Annotated in this window: 19 protein-coding genes and 1 other annotated feature; of the genes, 5 read left to right on the top strand and 14 right to left on the bottom strand. The window is 40.0% G+C overall.

From position 1 onward, the window contains the following. Positions 1-20: 20 nt before the first annotated feature. The 3 genes from tyrS to IV80_RS09840 form a co-directional block, all read right to left on the bottom strand. The gene (gene tyrS, locus IV80_RS09850) at positions 21-1,274 is read right to left on the bottom strand and encodes a tyrosine--tRNA ligase (protein WP_057752915.1); all 1,254 of its coding nucleotides are present in this window, start codon (positions 1,272-1,274) and stop codon (positions 21-23) included. A 60-nt stretch (positions 1,275-1,334) separates the two neighbouring features. After that, positions 1,335-1,535: a binding site (T-box leader), on the bottom strand. A gap of 47 nt (positions 1,536-1,582) precedes the next feature. Continuing rightward, entirely contained in the window at positions 1,583-1,909 is a 327-nt protein-coding gene (locus IV80_RS09845) for an AzlD domain-containing protein (protein WP_057752913.1), read from the bottom strand. Next, positions 1,894-2,604: an AzlC family ABC transporter permease gene (locus IV80_RS09840; protein WP_057752910.1), complete on the bottom strand. Its 711-nt coding sequence runs from the start codon at positions 2,602-2,604 to the stop codon at positions 1,894-1,896. Before IV80_RS09840 ends, IV80_RS09845 begins: the two co-directional genes overlap by 16 nt. Positions 2,605-2,701: 97 nt before the next feature. Here IV80_RS09840 and IV80_RS09835 point away from each other — a divergent pair, with 97 nt between their 5' ends. Beyond that, positions 2,702-3,202: a methylated-DNA--[protein]-cysteine S-methyltransferase gene (locus tag IV80_RS09835; RefSeq protein ID WP_057752908.1), complete on the top strand. Its 501-nt coding sequence runs from the start codon at positions 2,702-2,704 to the stop codon at positions 3,200-3,202. A gap of 4 nt (positions 3,203-3,206) precedes the next feature. Here the strand turns inward: IV80_RS09835 and IV80_RS09830 are convergent, their stop codons facing one another. Further along, entirely contained in the window at positions 3,207-3,659 is a 453-nt protein-coding gene (locus IV80_RS09830) for an ASCH domain-containing protein (RefSeq protein WP_057752906.1), read from the bottom strand. A gap of 174 nt (positions 3,660-3,833) precedes the next feature. Between IV80_RS09830 and IV80_RS09825 the strand changes: the two genes are divergently transcribed. The 3 genes from IV80_RS09825 to IV80_RS09815 all read left to right on the top strand — a co-directional run bounded on the left by IV80_RS09825 (position 3,834) and on the right by IV80_RS09815 (position 6,122). After that, positions 3,834-4,814: a tagatose 1,6-diphosphate aldolase gene (locus tag IV80_RS09825; RefSeq protein WP_057752904.1), complete on the top strand. Its 981-nt coding sequence runs from the start codon at positions 3,834-3,836 to the stop codon at positions 4,812-4,814. 105 nt (positions 4,815-4,919) lie between these two features. Further along, entirely contained in the window at positions 4,920-5,516 is a 597-nt protein-coding gene (locus IV80_RS09820; protein WP_057752902.1) for a hypothetical protein, read from the top strand. 24 nt (positions 5,517-5,540) lie between these two features. Further along, complete coding sequence (locus IV80_RS09815) at positions 5,541-6,122, top strand: hypothetical protein (protein WP_057752900.1); 582 nt, start codon at positions 5,541-5,543, stop codon at positions 6,120-6,122. Positions 6,123-6,172: 50 nt separating this feature from the next. Here the strand turns inward: IV80_RS09815 and IV80_RS09810 are convergent, their stop codons facing one another. The 6 genes from IV80_RS09810 to IV80_RS09785 all read right to left on the bottom strand — a co-directional run bounded on the left by IV80_RS09810 (position 6,173) and on the right by IV80_RS09785 (position 11,775). Next, on the bottom strand, positions 6,173-6,979 hold the full coding sequence (locus tag IV80_RS09810) for a Cof-type HAD-IIB family hydrolase (RefSeq protein WP_057752898.1): 807 nt from the start codon (positions 6,977-6,979) through the stop codon (positions 6,173-6,175). An 87-nt stretch (positions 6,980-7,066) separates the two neighbouring features. Then, positions 7,067-7,309, bottom strand: a complete 243-nt coding sequence (locus tag IV80_RS09805) for a hypothetical protein (protein ID WP_057752896.1) — start codon at positions 7,307-7,309, stop codon at positions 7,067-7,069. A 299-nt stretch (positions 7,310-7,608) separates the two neighbouring features. Beyond that, positions 7,609-8,874 (bottom strand): sensor histidine kinase, encoded by a 1,266-nt coding sequence (locus tag IV80_RS09800; protein WP_057752894.1) that lies wholly within the window; start codon positions 8,872-8,874, stop codon positions 7,609-7,611. After that, positions 8,874-9,560, bottom strand: a complete 687-nt coding sequence (locus IV80_RS09795) for a response regulator transcription factor (protein WP_057752892.1) — start codon at positions 9,558-9,560, stop codon at positions 8,874-8,876. The genes IV80_RS09800 and IV80_RS09795 overlap by 1 nt, the downstream gene beginning before the upstream one ends. A 98-nt stretch (positions 9,561-9,658) precedes the next feature. Further along, on the bottom strand, positions 9,659-10,315 hold the full coding sequence (locus IV80_RS09790) for an ABC transporter ATP-binding protein (RefSeq protein WP_057752890.1): 657 nt from the start codon (positions 10,313-10,315) through the stop codon (positions 9,659-9,661). Positions 10,316-10,335: 20 nt separating this feature from the next. Continuing rightward, positions 10,336-11,775, bottom strand: a complete 1,440-nt coding sequence (locus IV80_RS09785) for an ABC transporter permease (protein WP_057752888.1) — start codon at positions 11,773-11,775, stop codon at positions 10,336-10,338. A gap of 559 nt (positions 11,776-12,334) precedes the next feature. On the opposite strand from IV80_RS09785, the gene IV80_RS09780 reads away from it, so the two are divergent. Further along, positions 12,335-12,739: an iron-sulfur cluster biosynthesis family protein gene (locus tag IV80_RS09780; RefSeq protein ID WP_057752886.1), complete on the top strand. Its 405-nt coding sequence runs from the start codon at positions 12,335-12,337 to the stop codon at positions 12,737-12,739. Positions 12,740-12,821: 82 nt separating this feature from the next. Here the strand turns inward: IV80_RS09780 and IV80_RS09775 are convergent, their stop codons facing one another. The 4 genes from IV80_RS09775 to pepT all read right to left on the bottom strand — a co-directional run bounded on the left by IV80_RS09775 (position 12,822) and on the right by pepT (position 16,829). Next, the gene (locus IV80_RS09775) at positions 12,822-13,694 is read right to left on the bottom strand and encodes an ROK family protein (protein ID WP_057752884.1); all 873 of its coding nucleotides are present in this window, start codon (positions 13,692-13,694) and stop codon (positions 12,822-12,824) included. 105 nt (positions 13,695-13,799) lie between these two features. After that, a complete protein-coding gene (efp, locus tag IV80_RS09770) occupies positions 13,800-14,378 on the bottom strand; it encodes an elongation factor P (RefSeq protein WP_057752882.1) in 579 nt (192 codons plus the stop codon). A gap of 207 nt (positions 14,379-14,585) precedes the next feature. Continuing rightward, positions 14,586-15,233 carry an FMN-dependent NADH-azoreductase gene (locus IV80_RS09765; RefSeq protein WP_057752880.1) on the bottom strand — a complete coding sequence of 216 codons (648 nt, stop codon included), beginning with the start codon at positions 15,231-15,233 and terminating at the stop codon, positions 14,586-14,588. A gap of 327 nt (positions 15,234-15,560) precedes the next feature. Further along, positions 15,561-16,829, bottom strand: coding sequence for a peptidase T (gene pepT, locus IV80_RS09760; RefSeq protein WP_057752878.1), 1,269 nt, complete (start codon positions 16,827-16,829; stop codon positions 15,561-15,563). Positions 16,830-17,020 lie beyond the last annotated feature (191 nt).

Below are 17,020 nucleotides of genomic sequence, written 5' to 3'. Positions count from 1 at the left end.
ACCGTTTTGCCTCGCGCACTCTACCTTACCTTCACCAAGAAATACCTCTTCTTACCTTTGCGCACAATCACATACTTACCTTCAAAATGCGCACCTGGATCCACCTCGGCCTCCACATCCGTTACCTTTTCCCCATTAATTCGAACCGCCCCGTTCTTCACATCCTCACGGGCCTGTCTCCTTGATGGCTCAATCTTCGTATCATCCACCAACCACAAGATAATATTTTTCTTTTCCTTACTTACCTCAACCGTTGGCATATTCTTGAAGCCTTGCGCAATCTCACCTGCCGTCAGATCCTGCACATCCCCTGAGAACAACGCCTTCGTAATATGCTGAGCCTCTATCACGGCCTGTTTGCCATGCACAAACTCCGTCACTTCTTCCGCCAACCGTCGTTGTGCCTCTCTTTTTTCCGGCTGTGTCCGTACTTTTTCCGCCAACTCATCAATTTCTTTTTCGTCAAGGAACGTGAAGTACTTCAAATACTTCACAACATCTCGATCATCTTGGTTAATCCAAAACTGGTAGAACTCATATGGCGATGTCTTCTTAGGATCCAACCAAACCGCACCACCCGCGGTCTTACCAAACTTAGTCCCGTCTGCCTTTAACATTAATGGAATGGTCAATGCGAAGACCGGCGTATCTGAGCCTTCAACTTTATGAATCAAATCAATTCCGGCTGTGATGTTTCCCCATTGATCAGCCCCACCAATTTGTAACTGAACATTTTCATGACGGTATAAATGAAGGAAATCAATAGACTGCAAAATTTGGTAAGTAAACTCAGTAAACGAAATACCAACTTCCAACCGGCTTGCCACAACCTCCTTGTTTAACATTGTATTCACGTTAAACAACTTTCCATAATCACGCAAAAAGTCCAACAAAGATAATTTTGATAACCAATCATAATTATTCACAATGGTAAAATTTTCAGTACCGAATAAGTTCACCATTTGGGCAGATAAAGCATCCTCGTTATGTTTAACCTGATCCATAGTTTGCAAAACACGTTCTGAATTTTTACCTGAAGGATCGCCAATGGCACCTGTTCCCCCACCAATCACAATGACTGGATGATGTCCCTGTAATTGGAATCTTTTAAGCATCATGAAGGGAATCAAATGTCCAATATGCAAACTATCACCTGTAGGATCCACACCACAGTACAAGCCAATCTGTTTTTTTTCAGTTAATTCTTTCAGGCCTTCTTCATCGGTTGTCTGGTTCACAGCACCGCGCCATCGTAATTCATCAATAATATTCATTGCTTTTTCCTCCTATATTTTAATCCAAAGTATAAAAAAATCCCTAAAGTCACTAAAGACTCCAGGGACGAATTTTTCCGCGTTACCACCCAAGTTATTGCAGAAATTGCAATCACTCAACATCGATAACGTGATGAATCGCTAATTTAAACTTAGAAGCTGTACAACTGTAATTCACCATTACCACATTCTGGTTTGCACCCCCACCAGATCTCTGCCATGTTGGATAATCGGCTACTTCGATTGCCTCGTTGCTTTTAATGTTAGTTACATATTAAGAGAGTTGTTTTTACAAGTCAACCCTCTTTTTAAAAAATCAGTCGAACCAGTGCCATACAAATAATGCCAACCACCACAATTACAATCAAACTCTTAGAAATAATTGCAGCCAAAAATGTGGGCAATGTCGCCAACAAATTTTCATAATTCACCGCCGGCAACTGATGGGCCTGATGCGTGAAGATATTCTCCATAATCAACGCTGTCATGATCACCAAAGGTACAAAGCTCAGGTAACGAATCAGCCACGCTGGTAAATCAAAGTTCTTCACAAGCACGAATGGAATTACTCGTGACAACCAGGTCACTAGGCCACAGCCAATAATAGCCCATAATACTTTTATCGTAACCGCCATTGTTCAATCACCATCCCTAAAAAACACCCAATCAGTGTTGTGACAATTAAAGCCACGTTATTCGAAAGAAAAATTGTTAGGCTATACATTAACACACAAATTAAAATAACCATGCCAACTTGAAACCAAAACCCTTTACTACGATCACTAATCATTTGCAGATACAGTAGGCCAATAAACATCGCCAATAAGGCAAAATCCAAGCCAAATGTTTTCGGATCTCCAACTAGATTTCCTAAGATCCCGCCGGCCACAGTCGCCAATGCCCAGGTTAAATACGCAACCCAATTAGCGCCATGAAACCAGCTTGGAGCCAGTCGATGGTTGGTAAAATTTAATTTGTTCATACTTAATGCAAACGTTTCGTCAGTCAGCAACGTGCCGATCCCAATGTTTTGCCAAATCGAATCCTGTCGAAAATACTGGGCTACCGTTGTGCTCATCAAAATAAAGCGGGCATTCACCAAAAACACTGATAGCATAATGAATGGGATTGAACTGTTAACCAACAATAGGCTCACCATGATAAATTGTGCTGATCCGGCATATGTAATTAAAGACATTAAAAGAATTTCTAAAACACTTAAACCACTTGTTTTTCCCACAATTCCAAATGCCAAACCAATACCGATGTAACCGAACACCGTTGGTAAAGCATCCTTAATTCCTGTCTCAAAATCCAGTTGGCCATTCATCCACTGTCACCTTCGTTCTTCACTATTTATGAATATAAGCCTTCTCACGCCTTATTTGTTATAATTTAGATAAATCAAAACACAGGAGGGCTTGTTTATGGAAACCTTATATCTTGATCATGTCACTGTCGCCGGATACACCTATCTTTTAGCGGTAGGATCAACCGGTCTTGCCTTCGTTAGTTCAAATGCTACGGGAGAAGCTGAATTACGCCACCATTTTCCACACAGCGTATTCAGTGTGGATTCCGAAAAGACGTCAGCCTACAAACAAAATCTCGCCGCACTTTTGACTGGTGAAGCCACACACTTCAATTTGCCAATTGAATTTCACGGTACTCCTTTTCAAATCGCTGTTTGGAAAGCATTGCAAACCATTCCCTATGGAAAAACGTCAACTTATAGTGCCATTGCCAATCAAATTGGTCGTCCTAAAGCTGTTCGTGCAGTTGCCAATGCAGTGGGCAGAAATCCCAATCAGATTGTGGTCCCATGCCATCGTGTCTGCCATAAAGACGGTTCCATTGGTGGCTATCACGGTGGTTTACCCCTAAAACGGCAACTACTAGCTTTGGAAGCACACATCGTCAATCATTAAATCACTAACCAACCACTTCAAAGACTTCACACAAACAGTTCATTTCTTCTGTAAAGGACTGGTTTGCGGCCTGGTATTCTTTTTTGAAAAATGGCTCATGGACGCTACGCCAATACGCCAACGTACGGTTTCCTTCACCCTCATGATAGGCGTGTTCCGCCGTCATATATTTGTAAGGAATAACTTCCACAACCACCGTTTTAGTAATGCATACTGGATGGCCTTTTCCGTCTAAAATCAGATTGTATTCACCAACTTGGGGAACTGATTCGCCTTTTTCGTACAGATCGTAGGCCGACGTCGTTGCTGTCTTAATTCCACGAAAAGTCAGGTCAGCAAGTTCATCCGCCATCTCCGGAGAATCGCCAAATGCCCAAGCCTCATAAACGGCATCTTTTAACTTATGAGACTCACAAAAAGTTTCCCAATAGGTTTTTATTTCTGCTTCGTGTGCCATTAGATCACCTCATAATTTTTTACTATTATATCATTTTTAAGTCGATAAAAACTGTCTAATCTCATTACCGTCTTGGTTGATTAATCCCACATTGTGTAAGGATTGATTGATTTGAACTTTAAAGTGGTTGTGATACGGTTAATTTATGAAAATTTCACAATAAGGAGCAATATCATGAAAACAAAAATTTCTCGTGGCAAATTTGAAAACCTGCAAAAACTAGCGGATGACGAAGGTACCCTATCCATTCTAGGCCTTGACAAACCTTTCAATCCAACTTCAAAAACAGAGCCTGTATGCAACTTGGAACAAAGCATGGAATTTAAACAAATCGTTTCAGAATACCTATCCAACACAGCTTCCGGAATTCTGTTCGATCGCTTGGATGGCATGAAAGTCATTCAACACGCTGGTGTACTCACCGACTATGATGTTTTTTCGAAAAATTCTCTTTTGTCTTTAAATCGCTTGGCACATGCTAAAACGAATGCGGTAAAAGTGACTTTCACATACAATCCGCATACCGATGACAAAACAAATGATCAAAAATTAGCACGATTAGAACGCCTTGGTGCCGAAGCGCTCGCAGCTGATTTACCGCTTTTTGTTGCCCCACTTACTTATGATGACAATGTGGCCGACAAAACCAGTCCCGAGTTTGCTAAATTGCAACCCAGTCTTGTGATTGATACCTTAAAGGAGCTTACTAAGCAACGATATCACATTGACATCCTCGAGATTGAAATTCCCTTAAATTTTGACTTCGTTGAAGGATTTACCGCACCTGATCAGCCAGCTGTCTATTCCAAACGTGAAGCTGCAAAGCTATTAAAGGAAGCCAGTGATACGACAACTCGGCCTTTTATTTACCAAAACGGCCTAAACACCATGGCGACCTTTAATCAAGCCGTAAAATTTGCCGGCCAGTCAGGCGCTAAATTTTCAGGTGCCGTTGCCTCCTATACTGCGTGGTCAGAAGCACTCACAAGCTACCTAAACCAAGGAGAAGTCGGACTCAAAAACTGGCTGGAAACGGTTGGAAAACCAAACCTAGAAAATTTAAATAACATTCTTGAAAACTATGCAACCCCCTGGTATGACCGCTTTGGTGGGCTCAAAAGCCTCGATCTCTTTGATAACCCCATTGAATTATAAAGTTTAGACAAATAATTGTTATTTTAAGAAATTAGTGCTATGATATCAGTGTGATATCAATAAAGCGATTTCACATACTTTTATTCTTTACAAGGGGGTAAATTAATGATGAAAATCGACACCGATATTTTAAAATCTCAAATTACATTCAAACCGCAAAAAGATGGCGTGGCGCCTTTTCTCTCTTGGGCCCACATTCAAATTGATGGGGAGGAATATCCACGAGGCGGTAAAAGTTTGCTGAAGCACCGTGTGTCACGACCAAAAATGCGATCTAAAACAACCGTGGCATTCAATCAAGATAAAATTGATCTTGTAATTGAAGGAACGCTTTATAAAAGTTATCCCATAAATCAGCTTAAATCTTTGACAATCCTGATCATGCGTGGATTTGCAGTTTACTACCCAGGCCGAGTATCCAATAATACGATTACCATTCTGGAGTTTCCGGACACCTCCTATTATTTTGATACCCCGACTCCGTTACCTGCCAATGTTTTACTGGCATCTCCAATCTTTAATCACACGATCGTGAATGATCCCATGAATCTCAAAGCATTTGGTAGTGGGCTTTCACTTATGGATATGAATGATCGCATCGCTCGCATTGGGTATGAAAATCTCGTTAAAGACACGCCACTTAGTTGGCTAGCTACGACATTTAATCCCGAAGAAGAACCTTACCAACTTATGACAAATTGACAAAAAGTAGTTTAAGGCTTAATCTTGGGGAAACTTAGTCAGAATCTCCAGGAGGTCTTCACCATTAGAAATCAGCATTTAAGTAAACCTAAATACGGTTCGCGCGCTTTTTCAACCTTTATGTATTTCATTTTTGTGTTAGCCACAATTTGTGCACTGACCATTTTTAATAAAAGTTTTGGCCAATTTGTAGCCACTAGTGACCCTGTTGTCGACCAAATCGTAACTACGGTCAATGCTAAAATTCCGCAATATAATGGTTACACAATTACAATTGATGCGGCCACCATTAAACCTGATATCAAAACGGCGGTTGGCCAAGTCTATGAGAATCGGCCCATTAAGGTCAATCCGACTGGGTTTCAAAACAGCGTAAAACAACAGCTCATCAACGACGGGGTACCAGAATTAGTCATTAATTCTTCCATTGGAGCTGCTTTAGAAACCAAGTTAACCACTGAATACCAAAATGCGTTTCAAAATGAGTATTTATTGGCTTTCCGCGAAAAGCTCCCCACCTACAAGATGATTACTTATGTGATCATGGCTGTCACTTTCATTATCGGCACACTATTCCGTATCCGATACGTACATTCTAAACATTAATAGCAAAAAACAGGACCTGAATGTCAGGTCCTGTTTTTTAGACTTTTTTTTCAACGCCATTGGTTCAATAAATTTTCGATCGTCACGAGGACCCCATTTTGATTATGATCTGGAGCCACATCATCGGCAATTGCTTGAATTGCCTGTGGTGCATTTGCCATCGCAAATCCCTGGCCAGCCTCTTTAAGCATCTCAACATCATTACCACCATCACCAAATGCCACCACGTTGGTCATTGGAATTGCCAACTGGTTTGCCACTTGCTTAATCGCATTAGCTTTATGGGTATGGGGAATAATCAGGTCAATATCGCCATGGCCAGATGACACTGGGATGAGTTCGTCCTTTAATTCTGTTCTTAACAGATTCACAATGTTAGCCGTCTGGTCATCAGGGACTGACATGCCTAATTTCAAAACTGTATCTTTAATTTCATCCCATTGTGCGACTTGCTGTAACTTGTAGTAATAGCGGCCCGTCATTTCCGCAAAGGATTGCGGTTCTGAAGCCAAAATATAAGCACTTTTGACCGCGCTCACAATGGGATGAACATCCTTTAATTGTTCCAACACGCGAATGGCATGCTGGTAAACCGACGGGGCCATTTTTGCAGAATAAACCACCGTTTGATCCGGTCTTTTGACTAAAGCTCCATTGTCAGAAACAAACCAAATTGAATCGGCGGTATGGGGAAAGAACGCACGTAATTGTGCATCTTGATTGCCGCTTGCCACGACAAATGTCACCTGTTCTTGTTGCATACGTGGATACAAATCCAAAAAATAGTGCCGATCAAAATCCTGCTGGCTATTTAAAAATGTCCCATCCATATCGACAGCTACTAATCTTTTTGTCATGTCTGCACTCCCTGTGTCATTTAAGAATGCTTTCATCATAACAGAAGGCGCTTACAAAATAAAGTAAGCATGACTCTAAAATAGCTTTTATTGTGCAATTTCATCCGTTACAGCCTGCACATATTTTTTAGCGATGACCACTCGCCCGTTAAAATCCTGGATTCGCATGAGTGAGCGACGGTCTTCTTCACAAACGGTACGCATATCAAGTTCAATCAAGTAAGTATTTTCATATTCCTTGATGGCTCTCCCGTTAAAGCCGTTTTTGATCATGGGACATTGTTCACACAGTACCTCAAAGCGCTGATAATTACATTCTTCGTCTCTCATTTTCCGTTCCTCCTATTTATTTCTTATAATTAATATAAGACAAACTTTAATGGAAACATGTGAATTATTTATGAACACAATGTAAAATAAGCATGAATTTATAATTATGATAAAAAAAGAGAACAGGAAATCTTCCAGTCTCTCTGTCTCAAAATTTTAATAGTCGAAATTAGCGAAGAAGGCTGATTGCGCCACTTAGCTGTGAAAACCAAGCGATTCAAAGGACAAATCATTCGGCCCTCTAGACCATGTTCGCAGTCAAAATACCTTTTTCCCATTCTTTTGTCTTAAAGATTGTATTATTTGCCAACAGGGATTAAAACAGTGAAAATTGTGCCGCCACCCGGATTGTCGGATACTTTGATCTTACCTTTATGTGCGCGTACAATCCAATCTGCAATTGACAAGCCCAGTCCGTTACCGCCAGTCTGCTTATTACCGGATTTTTCTTCACGGTAAAAACGTTGGAAGACAGTTTTCTTATGCCGATCACTGATCCCAATTCCGGTATCACAGACCTGAATTTTCAAATTACGATTTTCTATTCTGCTGTTCACCGTAATTGTGGCGCCCGCTTTGGTATATTTAATCGCATTATCAAGTAAAATAACGATCAACTGATGCACACGCTTGGCGTCCATTAATACCGGTCGGTCAACCTGTATGCCAGTAACTAATTTCTTGTGTTCACTGGTAATTAAATCTTTATAAGGATCCAAAATTTTGCCCATAAAGTCGTTGAAATTAACTGGTTTTTTCTCTAACGTAATCACATTGGAATTCGCACGTGCCAAGGTTAACATATCTGAAGTCAACCCATTTAACCGCCGAATTTCCGATAATGACATAATGATGGCGCCCGCCTGCTCTTTGATTGTGTCATTGGGCTTGGTCATTAATCCTTCCAACTTGTTCTGGATAATCGTAAGTGGTGTACGGATTTCATGCGCCGCACTATCAACAAATTCTTCTTGTTGTTTCCAGGCCTTCAACACAGGTTTCATATTAAATCGCGAAATAATGTAACTAATGATAAAGGCTAGCAAGCCAAAGATAATCAGGGATCCTAGCAACAATTCTTTAAATCGATTAATACTTTGAATTTCTGGATTAATATTTTTCAAAACCAACGCATATTTAGGCTGTTCACTTGCTTTGAGTAACTTACCATGATGTGCAAACATCATGTGAGAATTTACTTTAACGTAAACCCGACGGATAGTTTCATCGCCAATCGACATATTGTAAATTTTATTCAATTGCTTTTTGTTGACCTTAATTTTAGTCACAACACTGGACATGTTATTTAAATATTGAGAATTCACAATTTTGCCTTTGTCATTGTAATACACCGTGATGGTTTGAAAATCTGGTGGCCCCATAATATTGGTACTACTAGCTGCCATAGCGGCTTTGCGACTGATTGTGTTATCAACACTGGTATACGTATTGCGTTGATAAAAAATAAAGATAATGGTTCCCAGAATTGAAAAAATAATTAAGAAACTAAAAAACTCAAATAAAAATAATTTGATTTGCTGCTTACGATTAATAATTTTGTCCATTAATTCACTTCCAAAAGAAATCCGACATTTCGTAACGTCTGAATCAGCTTAGGACGGCCCGCCTTTTCTAATTTCCGACGTAAGTTACTAATATATATATTGACCACATTGATGGTGGTATCTGAATCCATTCCCCAAATTCGATCAAAGATTTGTTCTCGCGACACAATGATATTTTTATTTTGAGCTAAATAAGCCAAAATTTCGTATTCCTTACCCACTAATTTAAGAAGTTGACCATCTACACTCACTTGCCGGTTTTCTGTATTTAACCACATTTTATCGTCAATCACCAGTCGTTTATCATCTTGATAGACACCACTGCGTTTTAGTAATGCTTTGACACGCACAATGAGCTCCTCACGATGAAACGGTTTAGTTAAATAATCATCCGCGCCAGTATCAAAGCCCGTAATCTTATCTTCAAGACTATCTTTAGCTGTTAGGACCAAAACTGGGGTCTCAATTTTAGCTTTGCGAATACTTTTAATAATTTCAAGGCCATTCATCAGTGGCAACATTAGGTCGACAATGAAGAGATCGAAAGGCTCTTCAGTCGCCAAGAATTCACCTTCTTCACCATCAAATGCTTGCTTGACGGAGCCAACATCAACTAAGAAATCACGCACACTATCCGAAAGTTGATGATCATCTTCAATTAACAAAATTTTTACAATATCTGTCATCTGACATCCCTAATTTCCTTTTTATTTCTTATTAGCTATTTTAACCCAGAAAATGAGGTCACGACATCATTTTTATGCCCTAACCTCATTTGTAATCTCTATGCAACCACAAATTCTCGATTTTCTAAACTGATTTTCACATCACCTTGGTCCGCCACGTGTGGATCATGCGTCACAATAATCACTGATTTTTGATGGTCATGCGCCAATTCTTGAAATAGATTGATGATCATTGCCGCGTTTTCTCCATCTAAATTGCCCGTGGGTTCATCTGCAATCACAATATTTGCATCTACTAATAGGGCCCGAACGATAGCCACTCGCTGTTGTTGCCCACCGGACAATTTTTGAGCATTCTTCTTCGCGTCATCTTCATTGATACCCACCCGCTTTAAGGTGTCCAAGACATACTGCCTTTCACCTTTGTGAGCGGATCCCGTTACAGAAAGCGCAGTTAAAATGTTGTCCAAAGCTGACATGTAGCCCAACAAATTATACTGTTGAAACACGATTGCGACCTTGTGTTTTCGATAATTAGTAGCCCCAATTTTCTTAAGGTTCTTGCCATCCAGAAAGATATCTCCCTTTTGTGGTTTATCCAGTCCGGCTAAAAATGAAAGTAAAGTCGTTTTACCAGATCCTGATGCCCCAACAATGGTATAGACTTGACCAGTATCAAAGCTGAGATCCACATCCTCATAAAGTGGTTTGTCTGCTTGTCCATACCAGTGTGTTAAATTTTTAACTGTTAACATGTGTACTCATCTCCCGTTATTTATTCACCCAATAAAATATCTTTAGGTCGCAATCTCAGAATGCTAATTGAAGAGACACAAACCGCTAAAGCAATGATAACCAGTCCCATACCGCCTAATTTCATGATAGAACTTGGACTAATGCTTGTATTTAAAGTCTTCAAGGCCCTCTGGCTAGCAGAACTTGTGGAAGCTTGTGACATCATGGCACCACCATGCATACCACCACCGTTATGTTGTGTGCCAGGTGCACCACCTGGTCCATCACTCGATTTAGCTGTGGTGGTAATCGAAGTGGTTTGTTGTTGTGCTAATAATTGATTACCGACTTTGTTACCCACAAAATTTCCTAGCAGAAGCGCAATAACCATGGCACCAATTAGAATGACAAAAAGTTCTGAGAATAGCTGACCAACAATATGCAGCTTAGATTCTCCTAACGAGACTAAGACACCAATTTCTTTTTGGCGCGTTCTTACGGATAAAATAATGATCAATCCCAGAATAATCGTACCAGCAATGGCAACTAACCAAACAATTTTATTGGCAAACGACTGAACGTTTTTCATCGGTTGAAGTAATTGCTGATAACTTTCATCATTAGAACTTACCGTAAATGAACTACTGTTAATAATACTTTTAATTTTTTTAGTTGTGGCCTTTTCTTTTCCTGAATCTTCTAAAGTATAAGTCACCGTGCTTGATTTACCGGTTGTCCCCGTCACACTTGCAGGCAGTGTGTAACTAGTGTAAATCGTATTACTTGGGTCGCTGCCTGGCATACTGCTGCTCGTGGATTTTGCTTTATAAATTCCGACCACTTTTAATTGAATCTTTTTCTTGCCCGACGTGGTTGTTTTGACCGTGATAGAATCTCCGATTTTTAAGTTATTCGAGGATGCTAGTTCCTTTTCGATGACCACGTTTTTGCTATTGGCGTCACTAGCCTTTATGTTTCGGCCAGAAACAATCTTGTCCTCCTTAGAAATAAACGAGGACGTGAGCTTTGTACTAGTTACCCCTTCAATCGAAATATTACCGGTTGAGGCACCTTTACCACCCTTCATCATACCCATACCTTGTGATCCCGTACTAGTTGAGACAGTATCAAAGGAACTCGCGTTTACGGAAGCTGTATTCGTAATATTGTAATAAGCTACCGTGCTTAATTTTCCCGCTTTCTTAATTTTTTCATTAGAAACGGTCGGGGTGGTAATTGTCGGTGTCTTTGACTTGGAGGAACTGGAACGCATCTTGGCAAACATCTTGTTTCGGTTCGCAGAAACACTGATCGTCGTGCCCGCCGATTTTGTCACACTGTTAGTCGCCGAAAGAGCTGCATTTTGAATAATAATTCCTGATAAGACAAAAACTAAAATGGCCGACATAATTAAAAGTAATAATAAACTTTGACCTTTTTTATGGGTCAGGTAAAGCATTGCGCGTTTCAAATAATTCATTCCGTCATCTCCTCATATCGATGACCATATTCTACAAAGCCGAGGTTAAACGAAGATTAAGGCGTTTTAGCGCTTAAAAGACAAGAAAAAACGCCAATCACATTCGCGGTATGATTGGCGTTTTAAGCTAACTAGATAGCTTTCAATGATGTAAGTTAATTTTCACAGGGGAGTTGAACATATGGAATACATTCCATCTTCTTCCAAATCTTGGAAGGTTTTGAAAAACCCGCCTCCTTCTCAATATTAATGTCTATTTTGCATACTGCAAAATCTCATCTTCAAGACGGATGTCCTTCCTCTCTACGCCATTTCAATGGCTAGTCGGACTGGCTCCTTCTCAAAACCTTAGCTTCGTCAATGGCATTCTTACCACGGGTTACGCAAATAACTTTGGTTTGAATCTCCTTAACGAATAAATTCATACTAAGACCTTCACTTTAAATGAAGATTAAAAGAATCGTATTTTCTTCAAGCAGCTTTCTTTACTTATTTATAGTAAGTGTGTATGATACTTATTGTAGTCAGGAAATAGAATTCTAGAAAGATGGTGGATTTAATGAAAATTAACATTAAAGAACAAGCAGCAACTTATTTAGCAAGCAAGGTTCCTGCTGGCAAACATGTTTTTCTTGCTTTAGATGATGGTTCAAGCAAATTTTCCAAATTGGGTGGCACCTGTGCCATTGGAAATAAGTTTCAGCTAGTTGTCGCTGATAATGCCGATGCTGAATATAACGTAACGCTTGAAAACAATGCCGGACTCACCATGACAACTGCTGAGCCTGAATTGACATTTCTAGGCAATGGCTTGGCACTAGACTACAAAAACGCTGCACTTCGCCTAACTGACGACAGTGGTGTTCTTGATGGCGCTGTTTCAGTGGATAACTACCAAGCACCCGTTCAAGATAAAGAAGCTGCTAAGGCAGAAATGGCCGAATTAGGCGGTAAAATTTGCTAATTCACGCTTTTTTAAAGAAAAACTATAAATCTTAAAATCACAAAAAGAGCTGGGAAACTTTCCCAACTCTTTTTTTCACTGCTTATTTCCCATAAGTTTGTTCAAAATCTACGACTGCCCCGCGAAGGTTAGCCTGATCTGTATACTTGCATGCCACCACATCTGGTTTGATAGACGCAATTTTAACTTGTCGACGAATTTTTTCGATATTTTTTTTAACATTTGGAATCAGCTCAGGGTTGTTCGAGACCCCACCGCCAATCACCACTTTTTCAGGATCAAAACTGTATTGTAGATTATAAATAGCTTTCGCCAACGCCCAGTACATCGTATCGACCGCCGTTTGTGCTTCCCGATCACCGGCATCTGCTAAATCAAAGACTTCCTTCCCAGTTTTCTTGGTATGCCTTTTTTCGTTATAGCGCTTTGCCACACTAACCGACGTTCCCAATTCACTCAAAGTATTTTGATCACTAGAAAGTGTATAGCCAAATTCGCCACCAAATAAATGAGCACCGTGCCAAATTTGATGGTTCACAATGACTGAACCGCCAACGCCTGTGCCGATGACTAAAAAGACCAGGCTATCTGCGCCCTGACCTGCACCGTCCGCTAATTCTGCCAAAGCCGCACAATTCGCATCATTTTCAATACTTACTTTTAATCCAAAGCGCTTTTCCAACTCAGGCTGAATTTTAAAGTTATGAATGTAAGGTAAGGCGCTGGCTCCCTCGATGACACCTGTTTTCTTATTAACAGCACCAGGCGAACTTATGCCCACGCCTTCAATAGGATAGTTTGCTTTCATAGTTGTCACTTCTTCAGTCAAGACATCATAAAACTCAGCTAAAGTCTTAGGCGTTTTTTTCGCCGTATGTGCCACCAATTCTTTGCCATCCCACACCGCAAACTTAATCGTGGTACCACCAATATCAATTAATCCAATTTGACTCATCATCAATCACTTCTTACTTAATTTTTTATATGTAACCGTATACATTTTTATTATACATGAAAAAAGAGTGATTTCTCGAATGAAATCACTCTTCGTACGATTTTTTTAGTTTTCGTCGTTATATTTAGATGCTCGGCTTTGATAAGTTCCCTTTTGTGTATTAATATCGAGAACTTCGCCTTCCTTGATAAAGTCAGGCACAGTTACAACTAAACCAGTTTCCATGGTTGCTGACTTGCCTGATCCGGCAACTGTTGCGCCTTTGATAGAAGGCTCTGTTTCAGCTACCTTTAATTGCACTGTATTAGGCAATGTAATGCCAATCACTTCTGAATTGAAGTAATCAATTTTGACATTCATATTTTCCAGCATGTACTTCATTTCATTTTGAATCGTAGCAGTTGGAATCTCGTATTGCTCGTAAGTTTCCATATCCATAAATACTGCTACATCGCCTTGGGTGTAAAGGTATTGCGCATCCTTTGTGTCCACAATGGCTTGTTCTACTTTTTCTTCGGGACGCATCGTCTTTTCCACAGTGGCACCTGAACGTAAGTCATATAACTTCATACGCATCACAGTATTACCCTTTCCTGGTTTGTGATGTTCTGCAGAAAGCACCTTGATTAACTTTCCGTTTTGTTCAAATGTCATGCCTGCTTTAAGATTAATTGCTTCAATCATATTATTTCTCCTCGTGTATCTCGATTCTAACTACTAACAACCTCATTTACCAATCGCGCAGGTCCAGGACTCATATGGCCGACTTCCCTTCGTTTTAGATTCTATATTTAGTTTAACACTAAAACGGCTAAAACAAAGCACCACCTTAAGCAGGTATTTTGGCATACTTACAAAAAAAGCCTGGTAACTTACCAAGCCTTCTAATTTTTAAAATGATTTTGCCACTTTTTCGGCCTCTTGTGCAATAATTTCGCGGTTCTTCGCCATATCCTCAGGATCGCGATGCGAATTGCCTTCACAATAAATTCCTTGATAATCTTTCACACCAACTTGCCCTAATAATGCCTTTAAATAAGCATCACCCATATCTAAAGTGGCCATGAAAGCATTATCCGTATGGTGATAGGTGCCTCCTGAAGACTGAATATGAATCGCTTTTTTATTTTTTAGCGTACCTTCCGGGCCATGTTCACCTTCCACCCAAGTCTTAGTGGACACAACGACTAAATCGAGGTACATCTTCAAACGGTTGGGCAAAAATAAATTGTACATGGGGCTAATAAATACATATTTATCAGCTGCGATAAATTGATCCTGTAGTTTTTGCTGGCGACTTAGTAAGATTTGCTCATTTTCAGAAAGCTCGTTATACGTCACCCCATTGGTCAATTTCTTCCAGCTATCCAAATTCGTGCTGTTAATTTCTGGAACTCCTTCAGCATAAAGGTCATGTACCAAAATGGTGTCGTTTGGATGGATCGCTTGATAAGCCTTCAAAAAACGATCCCCAATTTCTATCGAATTCGCCACGTCAGCTGTTTTAGGATGGGCCTTGATTACTAAAACTTCACTCATTTTCTCATCTCCATTTAGTATTTACGCTTCTACAATACCACAAGTCGCCACCAAACATGATCAAAGACATTTAACATAAAAAATCCCGCAATAAGTTAATTGCGAGATTTTCTTAAAACTTAGCTATTTAAGGTAACCATGCCAAACATATCCATGAACCTTACCATTCAAAGAATGAACATAGTAGTATTTGTAAGTAACACCGTTATATTTCTTAATGTATGTCTTACGGGTAACTTCAAAATGGGTATTCGGATAGTTCTTTAAGTAGTGCAAGGTAACAAACTTAAAGTCGTTTGAGCCACCCGATCAGAGTAGCTTGCCTGATTAGAGAGGGCGATTATCATGATGTCCAAATTGGTCAACGTGCTCCTGTACAATAGCCACAATCGTTTTAGCGGTTAAAGCCATTGCCTCAGTCGTCACAAACTCGTAAGGGCCATGAAAATTATCACCACCGTTAAATAAGTTAGGTGTTGGAATTCCTTTGGCAGTAATGGCATTGCCATCTGTCCCACCACGAAAGGGTTGAATATCAGGAGTCAATCCGATTTTTCGATAGGCATCGAGTGCCAAATTAACGATGTAAGGTGTTTTGCGAATTTCATCGCCAATATTTTGATACTGTTCCGTCAAATTCAGGCTCACTCGTGGGACATCAAAACGTTGGTTTATCTTTGTCACAATGTCTTTTAACATGGCTTCTTTTTGGTGAAATTTAGGTGTATCAAAATCACGAATAATCAAATTCAAACTGGCGTGACCGACCGTTGCCTCAAAATGATTAACCAAAATAAAGCCTTCGTGGTTCCGACTTTTTTCAGGTACTTCGTCCTTAGGTAAAGCACTCACAATGTCATTTGCCAACGTGACTGCATTTACCATCAGCCCGTAAGCATCGCCTGGATGAACGGCCGTCCCTTCAATCTCAATTGCTGCTTCTGAAGCGTTAAATGTTTCGTATTCTAATTGTCCTGGTTGCCCATTATCTAAGGTATACGCAAAATCTGTACCGAATCCTTTAGCATCGAATCGCTTAGCCCCTCGTCCAATTTCTTCATCTGGACCAAAAGCAACACGAATTGGACCATGTTCAATTTTTGGGTTTTGAATTAAATATTCCAAAGCACCAAGCAAAGCAGCCACACCAGCTTTATCATCTGCACCAAGTAAAGTCGTGCCATCGCTGGTAATCAGTCGCTGACCAACAAAGTTTTTTAAATGCGGAAACTCATTAACCTTCAAAACAATATGTTTGTCTGCATTCAACAACACATCTTTACCATCATAATCAGGATGTACCTGGGGTTTTACGTGGTCGGCCGAAAAATCTGCAGTATCTAAATGTGCAATGAAACCAAGTGCACTAATGGGTCGCTTAGAATTACTGGGCAATGTCGCTGTTACGTATCCATTATGCTTGTTATACTTCACCTCTTGGACACCAAGTCTATTTAAATCCGTGACTACTTGTTGGGCAAGCTGAACCTGTCCAACAGTTGTTGGCACTGTGTGACTACTTGGATCCGAACGCGTATTAATTTTGACATAGTCTAAAAATAACCGCTCAATATAAGTCTGATTTACCTCACTCATGAAACCTACCTCCTGTTTTATGCTATAGGCTACTTTCCAGTTAATTGTCATACTTACTTTTCAGCTACCCAATACTTGATTAAATACGTTATTGATCATTGGATGCATTAGATTAAACTTCCCTAGAAAACAAAAAAAGCGCGCTTCATTTCTGAAGGACGGAACTGCAACTATTTTTTGAGACAATCAAA

Source organism: Pediococcus cellicola (genome assembly GCF_001438655.1).
Classification (GTDB): domain Bacteria; phylum Bacillota; class Bacilli; order Lactobacillales; family Lactobacillaceae; genus Pediococcus; species Pediococcus cellicola.
The sequence above is the reverse complement of the archived record's forward strand: the minus strand, read 5'-3'. Positions and strand labels throughout refer to the sequence as shown.